The organism is Corynebacterium sputi DSM 45148 (assembly GCF_000427865.1).
GTDB lineage: Bacteria > Actinomycetota > Actinomycetes > Mycobacteriales > Mycobacteriaceae > Corynebacterium > Corynebacterium sputi.
The window spans coordinates 14,330-33,400 of record NZ_ATYV01000027.1 but is presented as its reverse complement, the minus strand read 5'-3'; the positions used below and the strand labels follow the sequence as shown (position 1 = coordinate 33,400).

Below are 19,071 nucleotides of genomic sequence, written 5' to 3'. Positions count from 1 at the left end.
TGGGCAAAGTCGGCGCTGCCGGCGATAACGCGGCCATGGAATCGTTCTTCAGCCTGCTCCAGAAGAACGTCCTCGACCGCCGCACTTGGACCCGCCGAGAAGAGCTGCGCATCGCGATCGTGATCTGGATCGAACGGACCTACCATCGGCGCCGTCGCCAACCCCGCCTCGGACGTTTGACCCCGATCGAGTTCGAGGCCATCATGAACACGCCAGCCGCACTGGCTGCGTGACTAGAACCTGTCACCTATCCGTGCAGCAGACCCGCCATGGAGTACAACTCCGAGCCAGGCCCGACCGCCCGTCGTGCAGGTTCCTACCTTTCTTTGGTTGCGACGAATGCCAACTCCATAACCTGTGCCATGTTCCTTACGGCGATGGCAGGGAACCCGTTGATCGCGTCTTTGGCTGGGCAGCAGGATGTGGAAATCTCCTGGGCAACCTGGGCGCTCGGCGCCATCGTGCCGGGCCTAGTCGCCCTGTTCGTCATTCCGTTGCTGCTCTACGTGATCTACCCGCCGGAGTTGAAGAAGACTCCCGAGGCGCAGGCAATGGCCAAGCGGGAACTCGATGAACTCGGCCCGATGAGTTACGGCGAGAAGATCCTTGCGCTTACTTTCGTAGTTCTCTTGCTCCTCTGGACGGTCGGTGACCTGGTCCTCGGTATCTCTGCGACGATCACTGCTTTTGTCGGCGTGATCATCCTTCTGATCTTCCACGTGCTGACCTGGGAAGACATCATCCAGGAGAAGGCCGCTTGGAATACGATGACTTGGTTCGCCGTGCTATACATGATGGCTACTGCGCTCTCTGCCTACGGCTTCATCGACTGGGTCTCTGAAGGTATCGCTGGAATGCTCGGCGGAATGAGCTGGCTGGTGGCGCTGATGCTGCTGGTCGTCATCTACTTCTTCATGCACTACGCGTTCGCCTCGGCGACGGCGCATATCTCCGCGATGTATGTGGCGTTCCTTGGTGCTGCGATTGCGCTGGGCGCACCGCCGCTGCTTGCCGCGCTGATCCTCGGATACTGCTCCAACATCTTCCAGTCCCTGACGCAGTACGCAGGCGGCGCCTCCCCGACGATCTTCGGCATGAATTACAACACTGTCGGTCAGTGGTGGAAGTACAACTTCGTCGCAGGTGTCACGTCCCTGGCTATCTGGCTCGTGGTTGGCACGCTGTGGATGAACTTGGTGGGCATCTGGTAGCTCGCCGCACCTCGGAAGAACCAATTCTGCAGGGTCAGCCCAATCGGACTGGCCCTGCAGAGCTTTCGGTACGGGCACGACCCTGTCTACGTAGCTCGGACACCCTGTGGACGTTGCGTTGCGGATCTGCAATTGCAACGTCGGCAGGGTGTTTCTCCTGCGTACAGAGGGTATGCTCCTACTTCTTTAGTGGTCAGAGCTCTACGACGCCGTGTGCGACAGCGCAGGGAGTATCTGCCAGGAGAGTGATGGCGTGATCGAGGTCGTCAGCCTCGATGAGGGTGAACCCAGCAACGGGGAGTTCTGACCGCAAGTACGCACCGTCTTCGCGGTGGACGCCGCTGCCTTCTGTGTTCCGAAACTGCACTGGGCCGCCGGCAATGCCCATGCGGGCACCTAGCTGGCGCAGACGGTCATCGTGTTTGTGTGCGTGGTCGCGGATCTCCTGCGGAGTGGCGTCGTAACCTGCCTGGTCTCCGTATCCGATTGCGATGAATGTCGGCATGATGGCTCACCTCTCTGGGGCTATACATCCACCGCAAAGCACAAAAGGACCTGCACTCTAGAAAGAGTGAAGGTCCGTGATGGCTTAGATGCCTTGTGATTTCTTAGGCGAAGCGCTGGCCCCAGCCGCCAAAGCCGAAGTGGCGCATCTGGTGGGCGATAAAGCCGCGGATGTCCTCGCCAGCAGCGGAGCAGTCGAAATGCTCGCCGCGCTGTTGGAAGTGCGGGCCGTCATGGTGGCCTCGGTGTCCGTGCTCACCGCCGGGGCCGCCGCCGTGCCCACTTCCATGGTGTCCGCCGTGGTGCTCACCGTGATGGCCACCGCGACCTCCCGGGCCGCCACGGAATCCACCGAACGGCGGGAACTCGCCACGCTTCTCCATGGCGATGCGGCGCTCACGGATCTCAGGGAATTTCTCCTCGGCAGACTCAATTACGCGGTCCAAGAGTGTAGTGAATTGGTCCTGCTCCTCGTCGGAAAGAACAGCGAACAGGTCGTCGTCCTGATGGTTAGAGACTTCCTCGGCAGCCTTGCGGCCTTCCTCGGTGAGTTCGACGACGAAGGTGCGCCGGTCGGTGTCGTCACGGCGCCTGGTGACCAGGTCCGCGGACTCAAGTTTGGAGAGGAGCTCGCTGAGCGACTGTGGGCGAACGCCCAGCATGAAGGCGAGATCCTTCTGCGGCATCGGGCTCTGCAGCGCGAGAATGCCAAGGACACGTCCCTGGCCTGCGCGAATTCCGCCGAACGGACGGCCGCCGCGGCCTGCCATGTCGGTGCGGCGAAGCAGCATTGTGAGGTATCCGAGACGGTCAGAGATGTCTGTGAAGGTGGGGTTCTCCGGTGTGTTGTCGTCGGAGATGCTGTCGTGGTTGATGTTCTCAGTCATGGTGTGAACCTTTCGGGTTGAGGTGTTGAGGCCTGCAGGCCGCTTGTTCAGGTACCTGCACGGCAAAGAATACGCAGGTACCTGCGTAAGTCAAGCGGTACCTTCATAGTTTTTTCGAGAAATCGAGAAAAGTCCAGGTGGAAGGCGAAAAATACGTGTCCTGAAGGCGCTATTTGCTATGATTTTTCAGCGCCGCTACCGCTCCCTGGCACCTTGATTAATCACGCGAGGAGGGAGGTGACATGGACAGAAGCGCGTGGAAGATGGACAAGGAATCACTCCGGCACCATCTCCTGATGAAAAACCGCGCCCGGCGGATTCCGGACAAGAAGAAACAACAGGCGAAGCAGGCCTGTAGGAAGAAGTTCCAATGAGCGAACGTGCACAGCATGAGCTCGAGGCCTCGGTGGATATCCACCGGGGTTTCGTCGTTTCCTGAGGTCAGGTTGGGGGTGTGGGGTTGGGAACGTCGGGAAGCGAGATTTTTTCCAATCAAACACACTGACGTGAACGGTGTTGTTGACTTGCGACATGAACGGGACTTCAGAGACCTATGACTATGTGATCGTCGGAGCAGGCTCCGCTGGTGCGACCCTGGCTGCGCGACTGAGCGAAAACGGCATTCACTCCGTCCTGCTGCTGGAAGCCGGTGGCGCGTACAAAGGCCAAGCGGTGACGATCCCGGCGGCGTTCTCTAAGACCTTCAAAGATCCTGCCTACGACTGGGACTACCAAACGGTGCCGCAGGAAGGCCTCGACAACCGCTCGATCTACTGGCCTCGAGGCAAGGTTCTGGGCGGAAGTTCTTCGACGAACGCGCAGATGTGGGTACGCGGTTTCGCCACTGACTACGACGAATGGGCTGAACTTGCCGGCCCGGGCTGGTCGTGGGAGCAGGTGCAGCGGCTGCTCGGAAAGGTCGAGGTGTCGATTGAGCACCAGCGCGATCCCCGGGCGCAGACCGAGGCTTTCTTGAAGGCGGCGCGCGAAACTGGTTTCGGTACCGAATCTGCGAACCGGCACGCCTCAGGCGGCTTCACACAGACCATGGTCACCCAGCGCCAAGGTGCCCGCTCCAGCACGGCGACCGCGTACTTGAACCCGGCGAAGTCGCGGAAAACCTCACCGTGCGCACCGGCGCGCACACCACCCAAGTGCTTTTCGACGCCCTCACCGACTCCTCTCCACCCCACGCCAACGGTGTTGCCTATCGGCACGAGGGCCGGCGCCGCGAAGTGCGGGCACGCAGGGAAGTCGTGCTCTGTGGAGGTGCCGTCAATACCCCGCAGCTGCTGATGCTCTCTGGCATCGGTGATCCCGAACAGCTGAAATCGCATGGGATCGACGTGGTTGCCGCGTCCCCGGAGGTTGGCAAGAACATGCGGGACCACCTGGTTTCGTTGCTGGCTGTGGATGCGGAACCCAACACCCTGATGGGCGCAGAAGCGCTGCCGGAGGTTCTGCGGTACCTGACCCGCCGCAAGGGCATGCTGACGTCGAATATTGCTGAGGCGTACGGCTTCGTGAAGACCCGCGATGACCTGGAATTTCCGGACATTGAGATCATCTTCGCCCCGGTTGCGTACGTCCACGAGGTCTTGCAGGGCATCCCCGAGCACGGCATGACAATGGGTCCGATTCTGCTGCGCCCGAAGAGTCGCGGTGAGATCACGCTCGCTTCTGCGGACCCGATGGACAAGGTCGTCATTGATCCGCGCTACCTCAGCGACCCGGACGGTGAGGACCACGCGGCCATGACCGAAGGACTGAAAATCACCCAAAGGCTTTTCGACGCCCCTAGCCTTCGCACCATTCGCGGTCGCCGATTCATCGTTCCCGAAGGTGGCGAAAAGATGGACCTAGACACCAGGGTCGAGACGGCATTGCGCGGAGCTTCCCACACGCTCTATCACCCGACGAGTACTGCACGGATGGGAAGCGACACCGGCTCCGTCGTCGACCCGGACCTGCGCGTGCGTGGTGTCAGCGGACTGCGCGTTGCCGATGCTTCGGTGATGCCGGAGATCGTCCGCGGGCACACCAACGCCCCGTCGATCGTGATCGGGGAGGAGGCTGCCGAACTATTGCTCGCAGAGCCGGCCGTGGCGAAAGTGCCTGCTCAAATGACGGCTCGCTAAGCGACTAGTAGTAGTACGGGAACTGATTCCAGTCCGGGTCACGCTTTTCTAGGAAAGCGTCCTTGCCCTCCACAGCCTCGTCGGTCATGTACGCCAGGCGGGTGGCCTCGCCGGCGAAAACTTGCTGGCCCATCAGTCCGTCGTCGGTGAGGTTGAAGGCGAACTTCAGCATGCGCTGGGCGGTGGGGGACTTGCCGTTGATCATCCGGCCGTACTCCACGGCGAGGTCTTCTAGGTCAACGTGGTCGGCGACCTCGTTGACGGCGCCCATGCGGTGCATCGTCTCGGCGTCGTAAGAGCGACCGAGGAAAAAGATCTCACGGGCGAACTTCTGTCCAACCTGCTTGGCCAGGTAGGCGGATCCGTAGCCGGCGTCGAAGCTTCCGACATCGGCGTCGGTCTGCTTGAACTTCGCATGCTCGCGGGAGGCCAGCGTCAGGTCGCAGACCACATGCAGGGAGTGTCCTCCACCTGCGGCCCAGCCGTTGACGACGGCAATGACAACCTTCGGCATTGTGCGGATCAGGCGCTGCACTTCGAGGATGTGCAGGCGGCCGCCCTCGACCTTTACGCGAGCCTCGTCGACGGAGGAGGAGCCTGCGGCGGCGACATCGTCGTCATGAGAAGTTGCGTACTGGTATCCCGAGCGCCCACGAATACGCTGGTCTCCGCCAGAACAGAATGCCCAGCCGCCGTCCTTGGGGGAGGGACCGTTGCCGGTCAACAAGATGGTTCCAACATCCGGGGTGCGGCGAGCATGGTCCAGGACGCGGTACAGCTCATCGACGGTGTGCGGCCGGAATGCGTTGCGGACCTCTGGTCGGTCAAAGGCGACACGGACGATGCCATTGATGCGTCCTTCGCCGGTGTGGCGGTGGTACGTGATGTCGGTGAGGTTCTCGAAACCGGGGACAACGTCCCACTGGTCGGGGCGGAAAGGCGAATCAGTCATGATCACAGGGTAGTGGGGGAGGTTCAGCAGCTTCTATAGTCGGGCTCATGCGCCTGTTGCTGACGTCATTCGGTCACTACTCGATCTCCAAGTTCGTCTCGGGATCGGTGGCGTACATCCCTGATGCTGCTCGTTCGTACGGTGATGAACCTTTTGTTCGCGTCGAACGGACCATGTTGGAGAATCACGGCTTGGAACTGGTTGACCTGCCAATTGCTAAGACCTCGCTGACCGAAATCGACCTGATCCTCGAGTCTGTGGATGCCGTGTACGTAGCCGGAGGTGAGACCTTCGACCTGCTGCACGTGCTTCGCTCTACCGGAGCCATCGACATTCTGGAGCGCCACGTGCGCGCCGGGCTGCCGTATATCGGTTGTAGCGCAGGCTCAGTGATCGCCGGGCCGACAATCGAACCCGTCTCGCTCCTCGACGACCCCGACATCGCACCCTCCCTCACCGACCTCACCGGTCTTGGTCTGACTGATCTCGTCGTCATCCCGCACGCGGCCGGCAACTTGCCGCCGTATCCGATCGAAATCTTCGCCGAGACTGTCCGCACCTACGGCGAGGACCATCGGTTGATGCTGCTGCGCGATGGTGAGGCGCTCTTGATTGACGACACATCAGTGCGCCTACTTCCGGCGGAATAAGAAATGACACATTCGCTTCCCGACGCCCCCATCCACACCCTCCCCACCGACTTTCTCGACCGCGCCCGTGTTGTTCAACTGCCAATGAGGACTCGTTTCCGAGGCATTGATGTTCGCGAGGTTCTCCTGGTGGAGGGCCCAGCCGGATGGGCAGAATTCGGGGCTTTTCCTGAATACGCACCGGCGGAGGCGTCCAAGTGGTTGGCATCCTGTATCGAGATGGGATGGGCTGGTCCGCCGGCCGCGCTACGGGAAACAGTCGAGGTCAACGCTACTATTCCAGCCGTTCAAGCAGGTCAGGTTGCGGAGCTTCTTGACCGCTATCCCGGTTGTCGGACTGTGAAGGTCAAAGTGGCGGGGGAGACAAGCCTGGCTGAGGACATCGCTCGGGTCGAGGCCGTTCGAGCAGCCCGCCCCGACATGGCAGTGCGCTGCGATGCCAATGGCAATTGGTCTGTCGCAGAGGCAGCCGAAGCGGCCACCGCACTGACTCGGAACGGTCCGCTGGACTATCTGGAGCAGCCCTGCGCCACCGTCACTGAACTCGCCGAGGTCCGCCGCATAGCCAATCGACTCGGACTGCCGATGCGCATCGCGGCCGATGAGAGCATCCGACGGGCAGAAGACCCCTGGGAGGTTGTCCGCGCGGACGCCGCTGACGTTGCGGTGGTGAAAGCAGCTCCCCTTGGTGGCCCGCGTGCGCTGGTGCGATTGGGCAGCCAACTGGCTGAGCATGGGGTGGCGCTGACAGTCTCGTCGGCCATCGACTCATCAGTGGGGATGTATGCCGGCCTGTCAGCAGCGGCCGCATTGCCTAACTGCCAGCCATCGGGCCTGGCGACCGGATCATTGTTTCTGGAGGACGTGACCGAACCTCGCCGGCTTATCGACGGCCATCTCGCAGCAACCGACCTTGTTCCAGACCCTGCCCGACTGGATTCTCTCGAGGCTCCCGCTGACCGTCGCGATTGGTGGTTCGAGCGGGTTGTGGCCTGTGTGGATTATCTGGGGACCTGATTTAGAAGGTGAATCCCAAGAATCCCAGCAGGAGATACCCCGATGCGACAATGCAAGCTGAGCCCACGGCGTAATCCGCCCAGGAACTAGTGCGGATCGACATCGGCCCCAGTATCGCGATGTTTTTCCATCTTCTCCCGCCGATCTTGAGTGGTCCGAACCAAGGGATGCCTTGTTTGGTCAGGGCGTCGCCAAGCAAATGAATTGCAACGCCGAGGCCCATCGCAGCGGTGAGCAATTCGGCGGTGAGGGACATGGGGGCAGAGTGGACCGTCGCCCAACTCAGTCCTGCGGCGGCTACGGCTGTGCCCAGGAAACCCAAGGCGCGGGTCTTCTCCGTCATAAGCCCGGCAAGGGCCAGGGACATCATGAGGAACAGCACTGCCCATAAACCTCGGTCGTTACCGGCATCTGCTGCGGCAGCGGCGGCGGCGCCAGTGGCAACGGCTGCGGGAACAGCCAGGAGCGGGAAATGCGTGGCCGTGCGGTGCCCGCCGATTCGCCGACCGCCGCCGGTAGCTGTGGCCACGGCACTGGACAGCCGGTTGACCAGAGTGGAGGCCAGTTTTGTCACCGGTCCGTACATGCGGGCCAGGGTTCCACTGGGGTGATCCATGTCCGGAAGCAGCGCGGCGCCAGCGCAAATCCCGCCCAAGGCGACGGCGGTGGGCAGGTCGGTGCCAGCCCATGTCGCTAGGGCTAGGCCGGCTGCAAGTCCGCCGGCCGCATGGGTCGGTCCCATCATGCGGGTGTTGGCTCCTTCTCGGATTGCTGAGCACTGCTGGGGGAGTTGGTGCCCCAGTTATTGGGGGCATCTCCTGTGGTTCACCCAAGTATGACTTACATCAGTGTCATTATTCGAACTGGTGTCCAGTTTTCTCGAAGGGGTTGCACACACAGACTTTACGGGTGTAAAAATCTGACATGTGTAAAAATACGCAGACGGGCGGTGGTCGCTCCCGTGGCGTGCTTACCGAGGCAGTGGTGAAACTCCTCGACGAGCGCGACCCGGCATCGGTCACAGTCACGGACATCGTCAGCGAAGCCGGTGTCACCAGACCCACCTTCTACTCAACTTTCGGGGACCTTCCTCATGCGTTTTCGGACGCAGCGCTTTCCAGGTTGGAGATTCTCTTCGACCAGGCGGACGCAAATGAAGGACTCGCCACGAACATTGGGAGAATTCTGACCGTGTTTGAGAGACACGCAGACTTCTTCTACCGCATACTTAATGGCCCAGGTGGGCAGTACGTCACCGAGCGACTCATCAACTTCATCGCGTTCCGGATCGAGGTGCATTCCCCGGTGTCCGCTCCACTGAAACGAGGCCCCTTGCCGGTGTCGGTCACGGCGACCGGGCTCGCCGCTGGAGTGGTGTGGATCATCCGGGATTGGGTTGGCCGCGACGAGCGGGAACCCATGGATGAGCTGGCAGACCTAATGACAACTTTCATCGCCCGTGCAGTTAGCGGCGGACTTGGACAGAAAGAAGCTTGACCAGTGAACAAGATTGAAAAGCTGGCGCAACAGAACCAGGAGATTCAGCCCCGCAGCCGGGTGAACTTCAAGTTCTGGGTTATTCCAGTCGCCGCAGTCACCCTAGTGATGTCGTTGCTGGGTCTGGTCTACCTGGGCGGCAACCTGAATCCGCAGAAGAACCTCGAGGACTTCCCCGTCGCCGTCGTCAATCAGGACGTCGGCGCGGAGATGGCCAACGAGGAGTTCCGCAACATTGGTGACGAACTGGTCTCGCAGCTCCAAGAGCAGGCAGGTGACCAGTTCGACCTGCATGTGCTCAACACCAGCGAGGCAGACAATGAATTGAACCGGGGTGAGGTTTACGGAGCCCTGGTCATTCCCCAGGACTTCACCATGCAGGTCAATTCCTGGGCCATCAACGCGGTCCTCAGCAATGAGGTTGCCCAGCCGACGCTGACCATCGTCGATAACCCAGGCGCCGGTATCGGTGCGGGCCAGATCATGGACCAGTTCGGCACTCAGGCCACTGACCAGATCAGCTCGACCATTGGTGAGCAGCTCTCCGAACAGGTCCAAGCGGTGGCCGATGAGATGGACGTCGAGCTAAGTGGCGTGGCCGCGGCGACGGTCGCGGACCCGGTGAAGGCTGACTGGATCACTAACGGTGACTTCGGTGATGGCGACGGATTCGGTCTCTCTGCATTCTTCTGGGCACTGCTTCTCGTTCTCGGTGGCTTCACCGGTGCTGCGATCACCAACGTTCTCGTTGATGGCCGACTTGGTGTCCTGCCGATCGAGGCCGGCCCGCTGTTCAAGATGCGTCGTCACCTTGGCATCAGCCGTCTGATGACGCTGTTGGCGAAGTTCGGCTTTGTCATCCTGCAGTCCATGGCTGTCGCTGGCGTGTACGTGTGGATCGGTTCGTCGATCGGTATGACTGCATCGAGCTTCGCAACACTGTGGTTCTACAGTGCGTTGATGATTGCGGCGGTGGGCATCGCGGCCCAATCGGTCAACGCATTGTTCGGTAACGCGGGGCTGGTGATCAACCTGATCTTCTTCGTGGTGTTGGGTCTTCCCTCGGCGGGTGCGACGCTTCCGCTGGAGTCGGTACCGAAGTTCTTCCAGGAGATTTCCCCGATGATGCCGCTGCACCAGATTTATCTGGGCACCCGGTCGATCCTCTTCTTTGATGGTCAGTGGGGTGCGGGCCTCGGGCCGGCCATGTTCTGGGCGCTCGGCGGCGCTGTGGTGTGGTTCATCATCGGAGTGATCGGTACTTGGCTCTACGATCGCTGGGGATTCACCCGAGCTATTCCGGGCATCAATACGCTTCCCGACGTCCCGGTCTCCACCTCCATCGACTCCACAGGGGATGACGAAGCGGTTGTTTCGGAGGACAATGTCGACAAGGACACCAATGACGACATTGTCGCAGCGGAGGGAACGGAAAAATGAGCAGCGGAATCAATGACACCGGGGAGATCGGTCAGCGCGAAGGCTTGGAAACGGCAGTGCTGGCCGGCGGATGCTTCTGGGGAATGGAAGACCTGATCCGGAAGCAGCCGGGTGTTGTTGATACGCGCGTCGGCTATACCGGCGGCAAGGTCGCGCATGCGACGTACCCTCATCATCCAGGTCACGCTGAGGCAGTCGAGATCATCTTCGACCCGTCGGTGACCACCTACCGGGACATTCTGGCGTTCTTCTTCCAGATTCATGACCCGACGACGATGGACCGCCAGGGCAATGACGTTGGCGCCAGCTACCGTTCGGCCATCTTCCCGGTGACTCCGGAGCAGGAGACCGTCGCCTTCGAAACCATCGCTGACGTGGATGCCTCTGGCCTGTGGCCGGGCAAGGCAGTAACCACCGTCGAACCGGCCGGCCCCTTCTGGGAGGCAGAGCCGGAGCACCAGGATTACCTGGAGCGCATCCCGCATGGCTACACCTGCCACTTCCCGCGCGACGGCTGGGTGCTGCCGAAGCGCTAGCCCGACGTCCGGCCTGGAGATTTCCGGGCCGGGGCCCTTGTCGGCCACGGGTGTCGTACCTAGGGTGGGCGGAATCCCATCAAGGAGGTGCGACATGACCCGGACCACCGGTAAAGATCAGCTTTCGTTCCAGGACCCCGTCAATCGATTCCCGGACATCAGCCCGCCCAAGCAGCACCAACCCGAGCCCGGCCTCGACGCAGACCTGGTTCCACGGGCTGACCTCGGTGAAAAATCGTATCGAGGCACCGGCCGGTTGGAAGGCCGCAAGGCACTCATTACCGGCGGCGACTCTGGCATTGGCGGCGCGGTTGCCATCGCCTTCGCTCGTGAAGGCGCAGACGTAGCGCTGAACTACCTTCCCGACGAGGAAGAAGACGCCCAGCACATCAAAGACGCCATTGAAGGCTCCGGCCGCAAGGTATTCCTCATTCCTGGCGATCTAAGTGACAAGGAATTCTGCGCTGACCTTGTGGCCGAAGCCACTGAGAAACTCGGCGGTCTGGACGCGCTGGTCAACAACGCCGGCCGACAGATCTCGGTAGCGAACTTCGAGGATCGCAGTGACGAGGAATGGCTGCATACCTATGAGGTCAACATCCACGCCATGCACCGGATCACTAGGGCTGCGCTGAAGCACATGCCGCCCGGATCCACGATCGTGAACTCCACCTCGATTCAGGCCTATAAGCCGGCACCAGATCTGCTTGACTACGCCTCCACCAAGGCCGCGATCAACAACTTCACCAAGGGGCTCGGCGACTATCTGGCACCCAAGGGAATCCGCGTCAACAGTGTCGCTCCCGGTCCGATTTGGACTCCGCTGCAGGTATCGGACGGCCAGCAAAAGGATGCACTGCCGGACTTCGGCAATGAGACGTCCCTCGGCCGCGCCGGGCAGCCGACGGAGCTGGCACCGGCGTACGTCTTCCTCACCTCCTCGGAGGCGAGCTATGTGATCGGGGAGACTCTGCACGTCAACGGTGGGATGATGTCCCCGTAGCCGTCCCGCTACGGCAGCCGCAGGAATGTCCGCGGTCGCTTACCATTGGCCCATGCATCAGGCTGATATCCATGACACGATCCGGGTCCGTGGCGCGCGGGAGAACAACTTGCGCTCACTGGACGTGGACATCGCAAAGCGACGACTGACCGTAGTGACCGGAGTATCCGGATCCGGGAAGTCGTCGCTCGTCTTCGGAACGGTGGCCGCAGAATCTCGTCGGCTCATCGACGAGACGTACTCCACCTTCATCCAGGGGTTCATGCCCTCTAATGCGCGTCCGGACGCTGACACTCTGGAGAACCTCTCTCCAGCGATCATCGTCGACCAGGAGCGGATGGGCGCGAATAGTCGCTCCACCGTTGGTACCGCCACCGACGCGAACGCGATGCTGCGGATGATCTTCAGCCGACTGTCGGTTCCTCACGTCGGACCCTCGACGCGATTCTCCTTCAACCTCCCGGACGGCATGTGCCCGACGTGTGAGGGCACCGGTGTCGCCAACTCAATCGATCTGACCAAGATCGTCGACGAGGACAAGTCCCTCAACGAGGGTGCGATCATCGCTCCCGGCCATGAGGTCGATCAGTGGTACTGGCAGACGTACGGCAACTTCAACGGTCTGGACTCGGATAAGAAGATCCGTGATTACACCGACGACGAGCGCGAACTTTTCCTCTACAGCCCGCAGAAGAAGGTCAAACAGGACGGGAAAAACTTCAGTTATGAAGGCCTGATCACCCGCGTTCGCCGACTGTGGGTCGATCGCCCAGACCCGCCGAAACAGAAGCAGATCATTGCGTTTGTCGAGTCCATTGCTACCTCCGCGGTGTGCCCGGACTGCCATGGCGACCGCTTGAACGAGGCCGCGCGCACTGCCACGGTGAATGACACGACTTTCGGCCAGTGCACCGCAATGGAAGCCAAGGATCTGCGTGAATTTGTCCGAGGCATCGAGGACAAGTCGGTGAAGCCGATCAAGGACAACCTTCAAGGGCTTCTCGACGCCATGGTCGACGTCGGCCTCGGCTACATCAGCCTGGACCGCTCCGCTGGAACCCTCTCCGGAGGTGAAGCTCAGCGCGTGAAGATGGTCCGTCACCTCGGCAGTGCGCTGTCTGACGTCACCTACGTCTTCGATGAGCCGACCGTAGGACTGCATCCGCACGACATCGCCCGCATGAATGAGCTCCTGCTGCACATCCGCGATAAGGGCAACACGGTGCTCGTGGTGGAGCACAAGCCCGAGGTCATCGCGATCGCTGACCAGGTTATCGACATCGGACCGGGCTCCGGTTCCGATGGCGGCACCCTGGTCTACTCCGGGCCCGTGGACGGACTGCGCGCATCAGGCTCCGTTACCGGCAGGTATCTCGACCAGGGGTTGAGTTTTCCGGATGAGGAGAGGGGAACGTCGGGAAGCGAATGGATTGTCCGGGAGGACGTCAGCCGCAACAACGTCTCCGGCCAAACCCTGCGAGTGCCCCGCGGGGCACTGACCTCCGTGACCGGAGTCGCCGGATCCGGAAAGTCCTCGCTGATCAGCGCGGCGCTGGGGGAGGACCCGGAGGTCCTCTTCATCGATCAGTCCCCGATCAGGGGCTCTAGGCGTTCCTCACCAGCGACGTATACGGGCTTGCTCGACGGCATCCGTGCCAAATTCGCCAAGTCCAATGGCGTCAAGGCCGCACTATTCAGCGCGAACTCCGAAGGCGCCTGCCCGAAGTGCAACGGCGCGGGCGTGGTCTACACCGACCTTTCGATCACCGCGGGAGTGTCCTCGCCGTGTGAGGAGTGCGAGGGCAAGCGATTCCGTGCGGACGTGCTGGTCTACACGATTGACGGCCCTGCAGATGCGGCTGGTGAGCCCACGAAGCTCAATATCAGCGACGTGCTGGATATGTCCGTGGCAGAGGCGTCGAAGGTCTTCACCACTGGCGAGCCGAAGAAGATCCTCGGGCGCCTAGTAGATGTTGGACTCGGCTACATCCGCCTTGGCCAGCCGCTGACGACCCTGTCTGGTGGTGAGCGCCAGCGCCTGAAGCTGGCAGCGCAAATGGGCGGCTCGAAGGGCGGCTCGGAGATCATCGTCCTCGACGAACCGACCGCAGGACTGCACTTGGCCGATACAGACGTGATCATCGGGATGCTGCACAACCTGGTCGAGTCCGGCCGGACCGTCGTCGCTGTGGAGCACAACATGGCAGTCATGGCGGCGTCGGATCACATCATCGACGTTGGGCCGGGCGCTGGAAGCGGCGGTGGCACCGTCGTGTTCGAGGGCACCCCACGGGAGTTGGCGGCGGATGCCTCCACACTGACCGGCCAGCACTTAGCAGCAGCAGTGGGCGCCGGCGCCTGAGGCTGGTGTCCCTCAGCCTCGGCGGGAGAACGTCATGTGGATGACACCGCTGGGAGAGGTCACCGACTCAATGTCGAATCGCTCTTCGATGCCTTCCATCCCGTCCCAGAGCCGCTCGCCGCGGCCGAGGAAGATCGGCACCACAGCGATGTGCAGGTAATCGATCAAATCGGCGTGGAGGAATTCCCGGATGGTGGTGGTGCCGCCGCCGATCCGGATACCCCGGTCACCGGCGAGCGCTTTGGCTCGCGCGAGGGCTTCAGCGGGATCGGCATCAATGAAGTGGAAGGTGGTGCCGCCGTCCATCTCTAGAGGCGGACGCGGGTGGCTGGTGAGGACAATCACTGGGGTGTGGAAAGGCGGATTGTCGCCCCACCAACCGCGCCACTGTGGATCAGGCCACGGGCCGGACTTGGGCGCAAACTTATGGCGTCCCATGATCTCGGCGCCGATGTTGGTGTTTCACCTGCTTGCGAAAGTCTCGTCGGTGCCAGTGGTGCCGATCTGATCGCCGCCAACGCCCATGTCGGAGAAGGTTTTTGTGGGGAAGGCCCACTGCACGAGCCGGTGCCCGGCGTGACCAAAAGGTGTATCGGGGCTTTGGCCTTCGCCGACCCCGAATCCGTCGAGGGAGACAGAGAAATTGTGAACGCGGACGAGTGACATCAGGTTCCTCCTGGCGGTGGGCCTGGTTGTCTGTGGTGGGCGACTTGGGCCTTCTTTGCCGCGAGCATATCGAGGATGCCTGTCCAGTCCGTGGATTCACCCGTGCCAGAGGCTGTCATATGCTTATATAAGAAAAACTCCGGCTGTCGCTGAGTTAAAGAAACGACGAACCTATCGCGCCGGGGTTGCCGTGGTTAGGCGCCAGTAGTGCATGAAAACTAATGCTTTTATTTTGTAAGTGGCGAAATGCACGTGAATCTCACATCAGGAGTGGTTGAGATATGAAGAAACCCGCAGATGTTGTCATCCACCTGCTGGCGGGAGGCGCTCTTGCCTTTCTCCTGCCTCCGATCCTCACCCTAATCGGCGTGCCGTTGACTCCGATCGGGCTGGGTCCGTTCAGTTCGTCGTACATGTGGCTGCTGGAACTGGGTGTCTTCTGGGTGATCATCTCGGCCATCTTGTACTGGAAGGCGAGGGACTACTTCCTCGTCGGCATCGGCGGGCTTGGCGGGTCTTTCCTCTGGCCGGTCATCTTCGTCAGCGCCATCTCGGCCTTCGAAGGATTCCAGGACGCGGCAGCGGTGCTGAACCCGGTGATCCCGCTCCACTAGCCTGGACCCTATGAGTGTTAAGGGTGCGGGGCCGTCGCTGGTCTCATCTGCGGTAATCATTGACGAGCTGATTCGGCTCGGTGTCCGCGAAGCAGTGGTGTGCCCTGGCTCCAGGTCTGCCCCTTTGTCCCGTGCGCTTGTGCACGCTGAGGCGGAGGGGCGTCTGCGTCTGCATGTGCGTACCGATGAGCGCACGGCGGCGTTTCTCGCGCTCGGTCTCGCGGCGCAGTCGCGGAGGATCACCCCGGTGGTCGTCACCTCCGGTACCGCGGTCGCGAACCTCCAGCCGGCGATGGTTGAGGCCACTTACTCTTCAGTGCCGCTCCTGGCATTGACCGCCGATCGGCCGCAGTCCTATCAGGGCACCGCGGCGAACCAGACGATTCGCCAGGACCTCCTCTTCGAGCACACCTCCGTGTGGGAAGGGGACGTCGACGGCACCGCTGATCTGGATGAGACCACCGCTGCGCGTCTGCGCGCCCGCATCGACCGCATGGCGGCGACGATGCTGCGTCGCTCCGAGGGCGGTGCCGGACACCTCAACGTCCGGCTCGTTGAGCCTCTCGTTCCCGAGGAGGATCTCTCGCCGGCGATCCCCGACGGTCGCGCGGACGGTGCGCCGTGGGTGGATATCAGGCATCTCAATGACTTGCTTCCCGACGCCTCCCTATCCCACAACCCCACCACCTCCACCGGGGAATTCACTCTGGATCTGTCTGAGCCGACTCTCGTCGTCGCAGGCGATGGCGCGCCGTATATCAGTGCGCTGGCAGACGTGCCGACCATCGCTGAGCCAGGTGCCGCAGCCCCCGACCTGCCGCTGCACCCGCTGGCCGCGCAGATGTTTACAGCGGCGGCTGTCGTCGGTGACGAAGGCGTGCTGAACATGCTGCCGAAGAACATCGTGGTGGTGGGTCGGCCGACGTTGCACCGGGACGTCGTGAAGCTGATCTCTGATCCCCGGATCGATGTCACCATCCTGACCCGCGGCGGGTACCCACACGCTGCAGATTTCCCAGATGTGGCGGCCAATGCGCGGCGAACCGTCAGCTCGGTGCGCACTGTTGCTGAGCCAACTGAGGAGTGGCTGACCATTTGCGAAGCGGCCTCAAACCTCGCAGCAGAGGCGGTACGAGAGGTGCTGTTTCCCTCGGATTCAACGGACGTCGCGGTGACTGGAATGCATGTGGCCGCTGCGGTGGCGGACAGTCTGCGCACCGATGATCTGCTGGTGCTGGGTGCCTCGAACCCGGTGCGTGATGCTTCACTTGCGGGACTGCCGTTCCCAGGTGTGGACGTCCTATCAAACCGTGGCGCTGCCGGCATCGACGGCACCATTTCCACCGCGGTCGGCGCTGCACTGGTGCGGGACCGCTCGCACCCGGATGCGATCCGACCTCCGCGCACTATCGCGCTGATGGGGGACCTGACCTTCCTGCACGATGTCTCCGGCCTCAACATCGGTCCCGGCGAACCGCGCCCGGAGAATCTGACGATCGTCGTCGCCAATGATTCCGGCGGCGGCATCTTCGAGACCCTCGAGCCGGGCCGGCCAGAACTGCGCAACGGATTTGAGCGCATCTTCGGGACCCCGCACATGGCCGATATCCAGTCTCTGTGCGACGCCTATATCGTCGACTACCGCCGTGCCGATTCGCTGCAGGAACTCCTGGCCGAACTGCATCCGGACACCGACGTTGATGGCATTCGTGTCATCGAAATCCGCACCGAGCGCGAAGGCCTGCGGGACCTGCACACAACTATGCGCTCCCGCACTCGCATCGGCGGAGGTAACTAACCGATGTCCACCAGTCGACCCCGGGACCACGCCGGTGAACGCACCGGTGTCCTCATTGAGGCCGGCCGGTGGCTGCGCGATGACTGGCCGCGAAAGATCCGACAGTCGATCGTGTTCATCCTCGGGTGTCTGTTCATCTCCTGTTCGGCACTGGTGTGGGGAGCATGGCTCGATGACCGATCCATCCAGGCCGATGGGCCGGGCAACGCCGTGGCCAACGTCCGGCAGGTTGAGGGGCTTCGGACGACCATCGACTTTGTCGACAAAGGCGGCGAATACCGCTCACCCGCCAATGGCGTGTTGTACCCAGTTGGCCTGGAACAGGGCCAGCGGGTGCGAGTTGAGTACGACCGATCGAACCCAGATCTCGTCCGGGTCGAGGGACGTCGGTGGACGCTGGCATTGATTCCTGCGGTGTCGGTCCTGGCCGTCGGGATGCTGATCGCGGCACCAGTGTGGTGGTGGAGCGTCCGTGTTTCCCGCCGTTCATCCGCTGATCAGGACGAATCCATTCCGGTGTCACCGGATAGTGAACCGAAGATGTGAGGATCACCGCATGCGTGTAGCCGTCGTCGCCGAATCATTCCTGCCGAACATGAACGGGGTCACCAACTCGATCCTGCGGGTGCTTGACCATCTCAAGGCCCATGGTCATGAGGCGATCGTCATCGCCCCTGCCGCCCGGAAGGGGCAGCACCAGATCACCGAGTACAAGGGATTCCCCATCGTCACCGTGGCCAGCGTAGTGGTGCCGAAGATCGATTCCCTCCCGGTGGGCGTGCCGACCCTGACCTTGCCGCGCACCCTCAAAGAGTTCCGGCCTGACGTGGTGCACCTGGCCTCACCGTTCGCACTCGGCGGTGCCGGCGCAGTTGCTGCCCGTCGCGCCGGGTTGCCCTCGGTGGCGATTTACCAAACGGATGTCGCAGGGTTCGCGAACACATACGACCTGAAGCTGCTGTCGAAAGCGGCATGGTGGTGGGCCCGCACCTTGCACAACATGTGCTGCCGGAACCTAGCCCCCTCCAGCGCCACCATCGCCGAACTCGACGAGCATGGCATCCGGAACATTCACAAGTGGGCGCGCGGTGTGGACGGTGTCCGGTTCCACCCGAATAAGCGCTCGAAGGAGCTGCAGAAGCAGTGGTCACCGGAGGGCAAGCCGATCGTCGGCTTCGTGGGGCGGCTCGCTTCAGAGAAGTCGGCACACCGGTTGGAGGGGATCGCTCAGCGTGACGACGTCCAAGTTGTCATCGTCGGCGACGGCCCCGAACGCACAGACCTGGAAAATCGGATGCCTACCGCTGTCTTTACCGGTGAACTCCGAGACGAGAAGTTGGCCGAGGCATTCGCGAGCCTGGACCTGTTCGTTCATACCGGTGAGTATGAGACGTTCTGTCAGGCAGTCCAAGAAGCCCACGCTTCTGGTGTTCCCGTGATCGCCCCGGATGCAGGCGGACCGAAGGATCTGGTCAACGTGGGCGTCGACGGCGAACTGCTGCCAGTGGATAGCTTCACCGACCTGCTGCCGGCCGCCGTTGACCGCTGGACCGGGGAGATCTCCGGCGATGACCTGCGCGCGGTGTGCCGTGCCTCCGTCGAAGGCAAGACATGGGAGAGCCTCTGCGAGCAGTTGCTCGATCACTATGCGGCGGTCTCCGGAGTGCCGGCACGCAAGCGGACGGCGGGTAGGCGCACGTCGATTACGGAGCCGACCTCAAACCGCCCGACCGTAGAGCATCCCACCACCCAGCGGAGCGAGCGACGGGACTAAACCGGCGCTGTTGTAGCCTTAC

18 protein-coding genes and 3 pseudogenes are annotated in these 19,071 nt (G+C 61.9%); 15 read left to right on the top strand and 6 right to left on the bottom strand.

Annotated features, from left to right (window positions below; genetic code table 11):
• Positions 1-233: pseudogene (locus tag YWU_RS0112325) on the top strand (IS3 family transposase); the annotation flags it as partial.
• 33 nt (positions 234-266) lie between these two features.
• A pseudogene (locus YWU_RS16780) lies at positions 267-1,211 on the top strand (DASS family sodium-coupled anion symporter); the annotation flags it as partial.
• Positions 1,212-1,404: 193 nt separating this feature from the next.
• On the opposite strand, the gene YWU_RS0112315 reads toward YWU_RS16780, so the two are convergent.
• Entirely contained in the window at positions 1,405-1,716 is a 312-nt protein-coding gene (locus YWU_RS0112315) for a YciI family protein (RefSeq protein ID WP_027020706.1), read from the bottom strand.
• A gap of 103 nt (positions 1,717-1,819) precedes the next feature.
• The gene (locus YWU_RS16775) at positions 1,820-2,602 is read right to left on the bottom strand and encodes a MarR family winged helix-turn-helix transcriptional regulator (protein WP_051260341.1); all 783 of its coding nucleotides are present in this window, start codon (positions 2,600-2,602) and stop codon (positions 1,820-1,822) included.
• Positions 2,603-2,844: 242 nt separating this feature from the next.
• On the opposite strand from YWU_RS16775, the gene YWU_RS18255 reads away from it, so the two are divergent.
• Together YWU_RS18255 and YWU_RS16770 are read left to right on the top strand one after the other, a co-directional pair.
• Positions 2,845-2,976, top strand: a complete 132-nt coding sequence (locus YWU_RS18255) for a PTS nitrogen regulatory IIA subunit (RefSeq protein ID WP_156892835.1) — start codon at positions 2,845-2,847, stop codon at positions 2,974-2,976.
• 157 nt (positions 2,977-3,133) lie between these two features.
• A pseudogene (locus tag YWU_RS16770) lies at positions 3,134-4,740 on the top strand (GMC family oxidoreductase).
• A gap of 4 nt (positions 4,741-4,744) precedes the next feature.
• Here YWU_RS16770 and YWU_RS0112295 read toward each other — a convergent pair.
• Complete coding sequence (locus YWU_RS0112295) at positions 4,745-5,692, bottom strand: 1,4-dihydroxy-2-naphthoyl-CoA synthase (RefSeq protein ID WP_027020705.1); 948 nt, start codon at positions 5,690-5,692, stop codon at positions 4,745-4,747.
• Positions 5,693-5,739: 47 nt separating this feature from the next.
• On the opposite strand from YWU_RS0112295, the gene YWU_RS0112290 reads away from it, so the two are divergent.
• Both YWU_RS0112290 and YWU_RS0112285 read left to right on the top strand, forming a co-directional pair.
• Positions 5,740-6,342 (top strand): Type 1 glutamine amidotransferase-like domain-containing protein, encoded by a 603-nt coding sequence (locus tag YWU_RS0112290; protein ID WP_027020704.1) that lies wholly within the window; start codon positions 5,740-5,742, stop codon positions 6,340-6,342.
• A gap of 3 nt (positions 6,343-6,345) precedes the next feature.
• A complete protein-coding gene (locus YWU_RS0112285) occupies positions 6,346-7,359 on the top strand; it encodes an o-succinylbenzoate synthase (protein ID WP_027020703.1) in 1,014 nt (337 codons plus the stop codon).
• 1 nt (position 7,360) lies between these two features.
• Here the strand turns inward: YWU_RS0112285 and YWU_RS16765 are convergent, their stop codons facing one another.
• Positions 7,361-8,104, bottom strand: coding sequence for a metal-dependent hydrolase (locus tag YWU_RS16765; protein ID WP_051260340.1), 744 nt, complete (start codon positions 8,102-8,104; stop codon positions 7,361-7,363).
• A gap of 179 nt (positions 8,105-8,283) precedes the next feature.
• Here YWU_RS16765 and YWU_RS0112275 point away from each other — a divergent pair, with 179 nt between their 5' ends.
• From YWU_RS0112275 to YWU_RS0112255, 5 genes are all read left to right on the top strand, one after another.
• Positions 8,284-8,856 (top strand): TetR/AcrR family transcriptional regulator, encoded by a 573-nt coding sequence (locus YWU_RS0112275; protein ID WP_084142170.1) that lies wholly within the window; start codon positions 8,284-8,286, stop codon positions 8,854-8,856.
• Between the two features lie 3 nt (positions 8,857-8,859).
• On the top strand, positions 8,860-10,296 hold the full coding sequence (locus tag YWU_RS16760) for a YhgE/Pip domain-containing protein (protein WP_084142168.1): 1,437 nt from the start codon (positions 8,860-8,862) through the stop codon (positions 10,294-10,296).
• Positions 10,293-10,832 (top strand): peptide-methionine (S)-S-oxide reductase MsrA, encoded by a 540-nt coding sequence (gene msrA, locus YWU_RS0112265; RefSeq protein WP_027020701.1) that lies wholly within the window; start codon positions 10,293-10,295, stop codon positions 10,830-10,832. Before YWU_RS16760 ends, msrA begins: the two co-directional genes overlap by 4 nt.
• A gap of 94 nt (positions 10,833-10,926) precedes the next feature.
• On the top strand, positions 10,927-11,835 hold the full coding sequence (locus tag YWU_RS0112260) for an SDR family oxidoreductase (protein WP_027020700.1): 909 nt from the start codon (positions 10,927-10,929) through the stop codon (positions 11,833-11,835).
• A 52-nt stretch (positions 11,836-11,887) separates the two neighbouring features.
• Complete coding sequence (locus YWU_RS0112255) at positions 11,888-14,197, top strand: excinuclease ABC subunit UvrA (protein WP_027020699.1); 2,310 nt, start codon at positions 11,888-11,890, stop codon at positions 14,195-14,197.
• A 12-nt stretch (positions 14,198-14,209) separates the two neighbouring features.
• Here YWU_RS0112255 and YWU_RS16755 read toward each other — a convergent pair whose 3' ends face one another.
• Positions 14,210-14,635, bottom strand: a complete 426-nt coding sequence (locus tag YWU_RS16755; RefSeq protein WP_338025293.1) for a dihydrofolate reductase family protein — start codon at positions 14,633-14,635, stop codon at positions 14,210-14,212.
• A 24-nt stretch (positions 14,636-14,659) separates the two neighbouring features.
• Positions 14,660-14,863, bottom strand: coding sequence for a hypothetical protein (locus YWU_RS18855; RefSeq protein ID WP_338025292.1), 204 nt, complete (start codon positions 14,861-14,863; stop codon positions 14,660-14,662).
• Between the two features lie 281 nt (positions 14,864-15,144).
• On the opposite strand from YWU_RS18855, the gene YWU_RS0112245 reads away from it, so the two are divergent.
• Genes YWU_RS0112245 through YWU_RS16745 form a run of 4 tightly spaced genes read left to right on the top strand, consistent with a single transcriptional unit; the run spans position 15,145 to position 19,049 of the window.
• Positions 15,145-15,477, top strand: coding sequence for a hypothetical protein (locus YWU_RS0112245; protein ID WP_027020698.1), 333 nt, complete (start codon positions 15,145-15,147; stop codon positions 15,475-15,477).
• Positions 15,478-15,487: 10 nt separating this feature from the next.
• On the top strand, positions 15,488-17,275 hold the full coding sequence (gene menD / locus YWU_RS16750) for a 2-succinyl-5-enolpyruvyl-6-hydroxy-3-cyclohexene-1-carboxylic-acid synthase (protein ID WP_051260339.1): 1,788 nt from the start codon (positions 15,488-15,490) through the stop codon (positions 17,273-17,275).
• A gap of 3 nt (positions 17,276-17,278) precedes the next feature.
• Positions 17,279-17,821 (top strand): DUF3592 domain-containing protein, encoded by a 543-nt coding sequence (locus YWU_RS0112235; RefSeq protein ID WP_205618337.1) that lies wholly within the window; start codon positions 17,279-17,281, stop codon positions 17,819-17,821.
• Positions 17,822-17,831: 10 nt separating this feature from the next.
• Positions 17,832-19,049: a glycosyltransferase family 4 protein gene (locus YWU_RS16745; protein ID WP_051260338.1), complete on the top strand. Its 1,218-nt coding sequence runs from the start codon at positions 17,832-17,834 to the stop codon at positions 19,047-19,049.
• Positions 19,050-19,071: the final 22 nt, after the last annotated feature.

Bases quoted from the DNA above. Each gene is read 5' to 3' on its own strand.
- YWU_RS0112315 (WP_027020706.1), bottom strand. From the start codon at position 1,716: ATGCCGACATTCATCGCAATCGGATACGGAGACCAGGCAGGTTACGAC.
- YWU_RS16775 (WP_051260341.1), bottom strand. From the start codon at position 2,602: ATGACTGAGAACATCAACCACGACAGCATCTCCGACGACAACACACCG.
- YWU_RS18255 (WP_156892835.1), top strand. From the start codon at position 2,845: ATGGACAGAAGCGCGTGGAAGATGGACAAGGAATCACTCCGGCACCAT.
- YWU_RS0112295 (WP_027020705.1), bottom strand. From the start codon at position 5,692: ATGACTGATTCGCCTTTCCGCCCCGACCAGTGGGACGTTGTCCCCGGT.
- YWU_RS0112290 (WP_027020704.1), top strand. From the start codon at position 5,740: ATGCGCCTGTTGCTGACGTCATTCGGTCACTACTCGATCTCCAAGTTC.
- YWU_RS0112285 (WP_027020703.1), top strand. From the start codon at position 6,346: ATGACACATTCGCTTCCCGACGCCCCCATCCACACCCTCCCCACCGAC.
- YWU_RS16765 (WP_051260340.1), bottom strand. From the start codon at position 8,104: ATGATGGGACCGACCCATGCGGCCGGCGGACTTGCAGCCGGCCTAGCC.
- YWU_RS0112275 (WP_084142170.1), top strand. From the start codon at position 8,284: ATGTGTAAAAATACGCAGACGGGCGGTGGTCGCTCCCGTGGCGTGCTT.
- msrA (WP_027020701.1), top strand. From the start codon at position 10,293: ATGAGCAGCGGAATCAATGACACCGGGGAGATCGGTCAGCGCGAAGGC.
- YWU_RS0112260 (WP_027020700.1), top strand. From the start codon at position 10,927: ATGACCCGGACCACCGGTAAAGATCAGCTTTCGTTCCAGGACCCCGTC.
- YWU_RS0112255 (WP_027020699.1), top strand. From the start codon at position 11,888: ATGCATCAGGCTGATATCCATGACACGATCCGGGTCCGTGGCGCGCGG.
- YWU_RS16755 (WP_338025293.1), bottom strand. From the start codon at position 14,635: ATGGGACGCCATAAGTTTGCGCCCAAGTCCGGCCCGTGGCCTGATCCA.
- YWU_RS18855 (WP_338025292.1), bottom strand. From the start codon at position 14,863: ATGTCACTCGTCCGCGTTCACAATTTCTCTGTCTCCCTCGACGGATTC.
- YWU_RS0112245 (WP_027020698.1), top strand. From the start codon at position 15,145: ATGAAGAAACCCGCAGATGTTGTCATCCACCTGCTGGCGGGAGGCGCT.
- menD (WP_051260339.1), top strand. From the start codon at position 15,488: ATGAGTGTTAAGGGTGCGGGGCCGTCGCTGGTCTCATCTGCGGTAATC.
- YWU_RS0112235 (WP_205618337.1), top strand. From the start codon at position 17,279: ATGTCCACCAGTCGACCCCGGGACCACGCCGGTGAACGCACCGGTGTC.
- YWU_RS16745 (WP_051260338.1), top strand. From the start codon at position 17,832: ATGCGTGTAGCCGTCGTCGCCGAATCATTCCTGCCGAACATGAACGGG.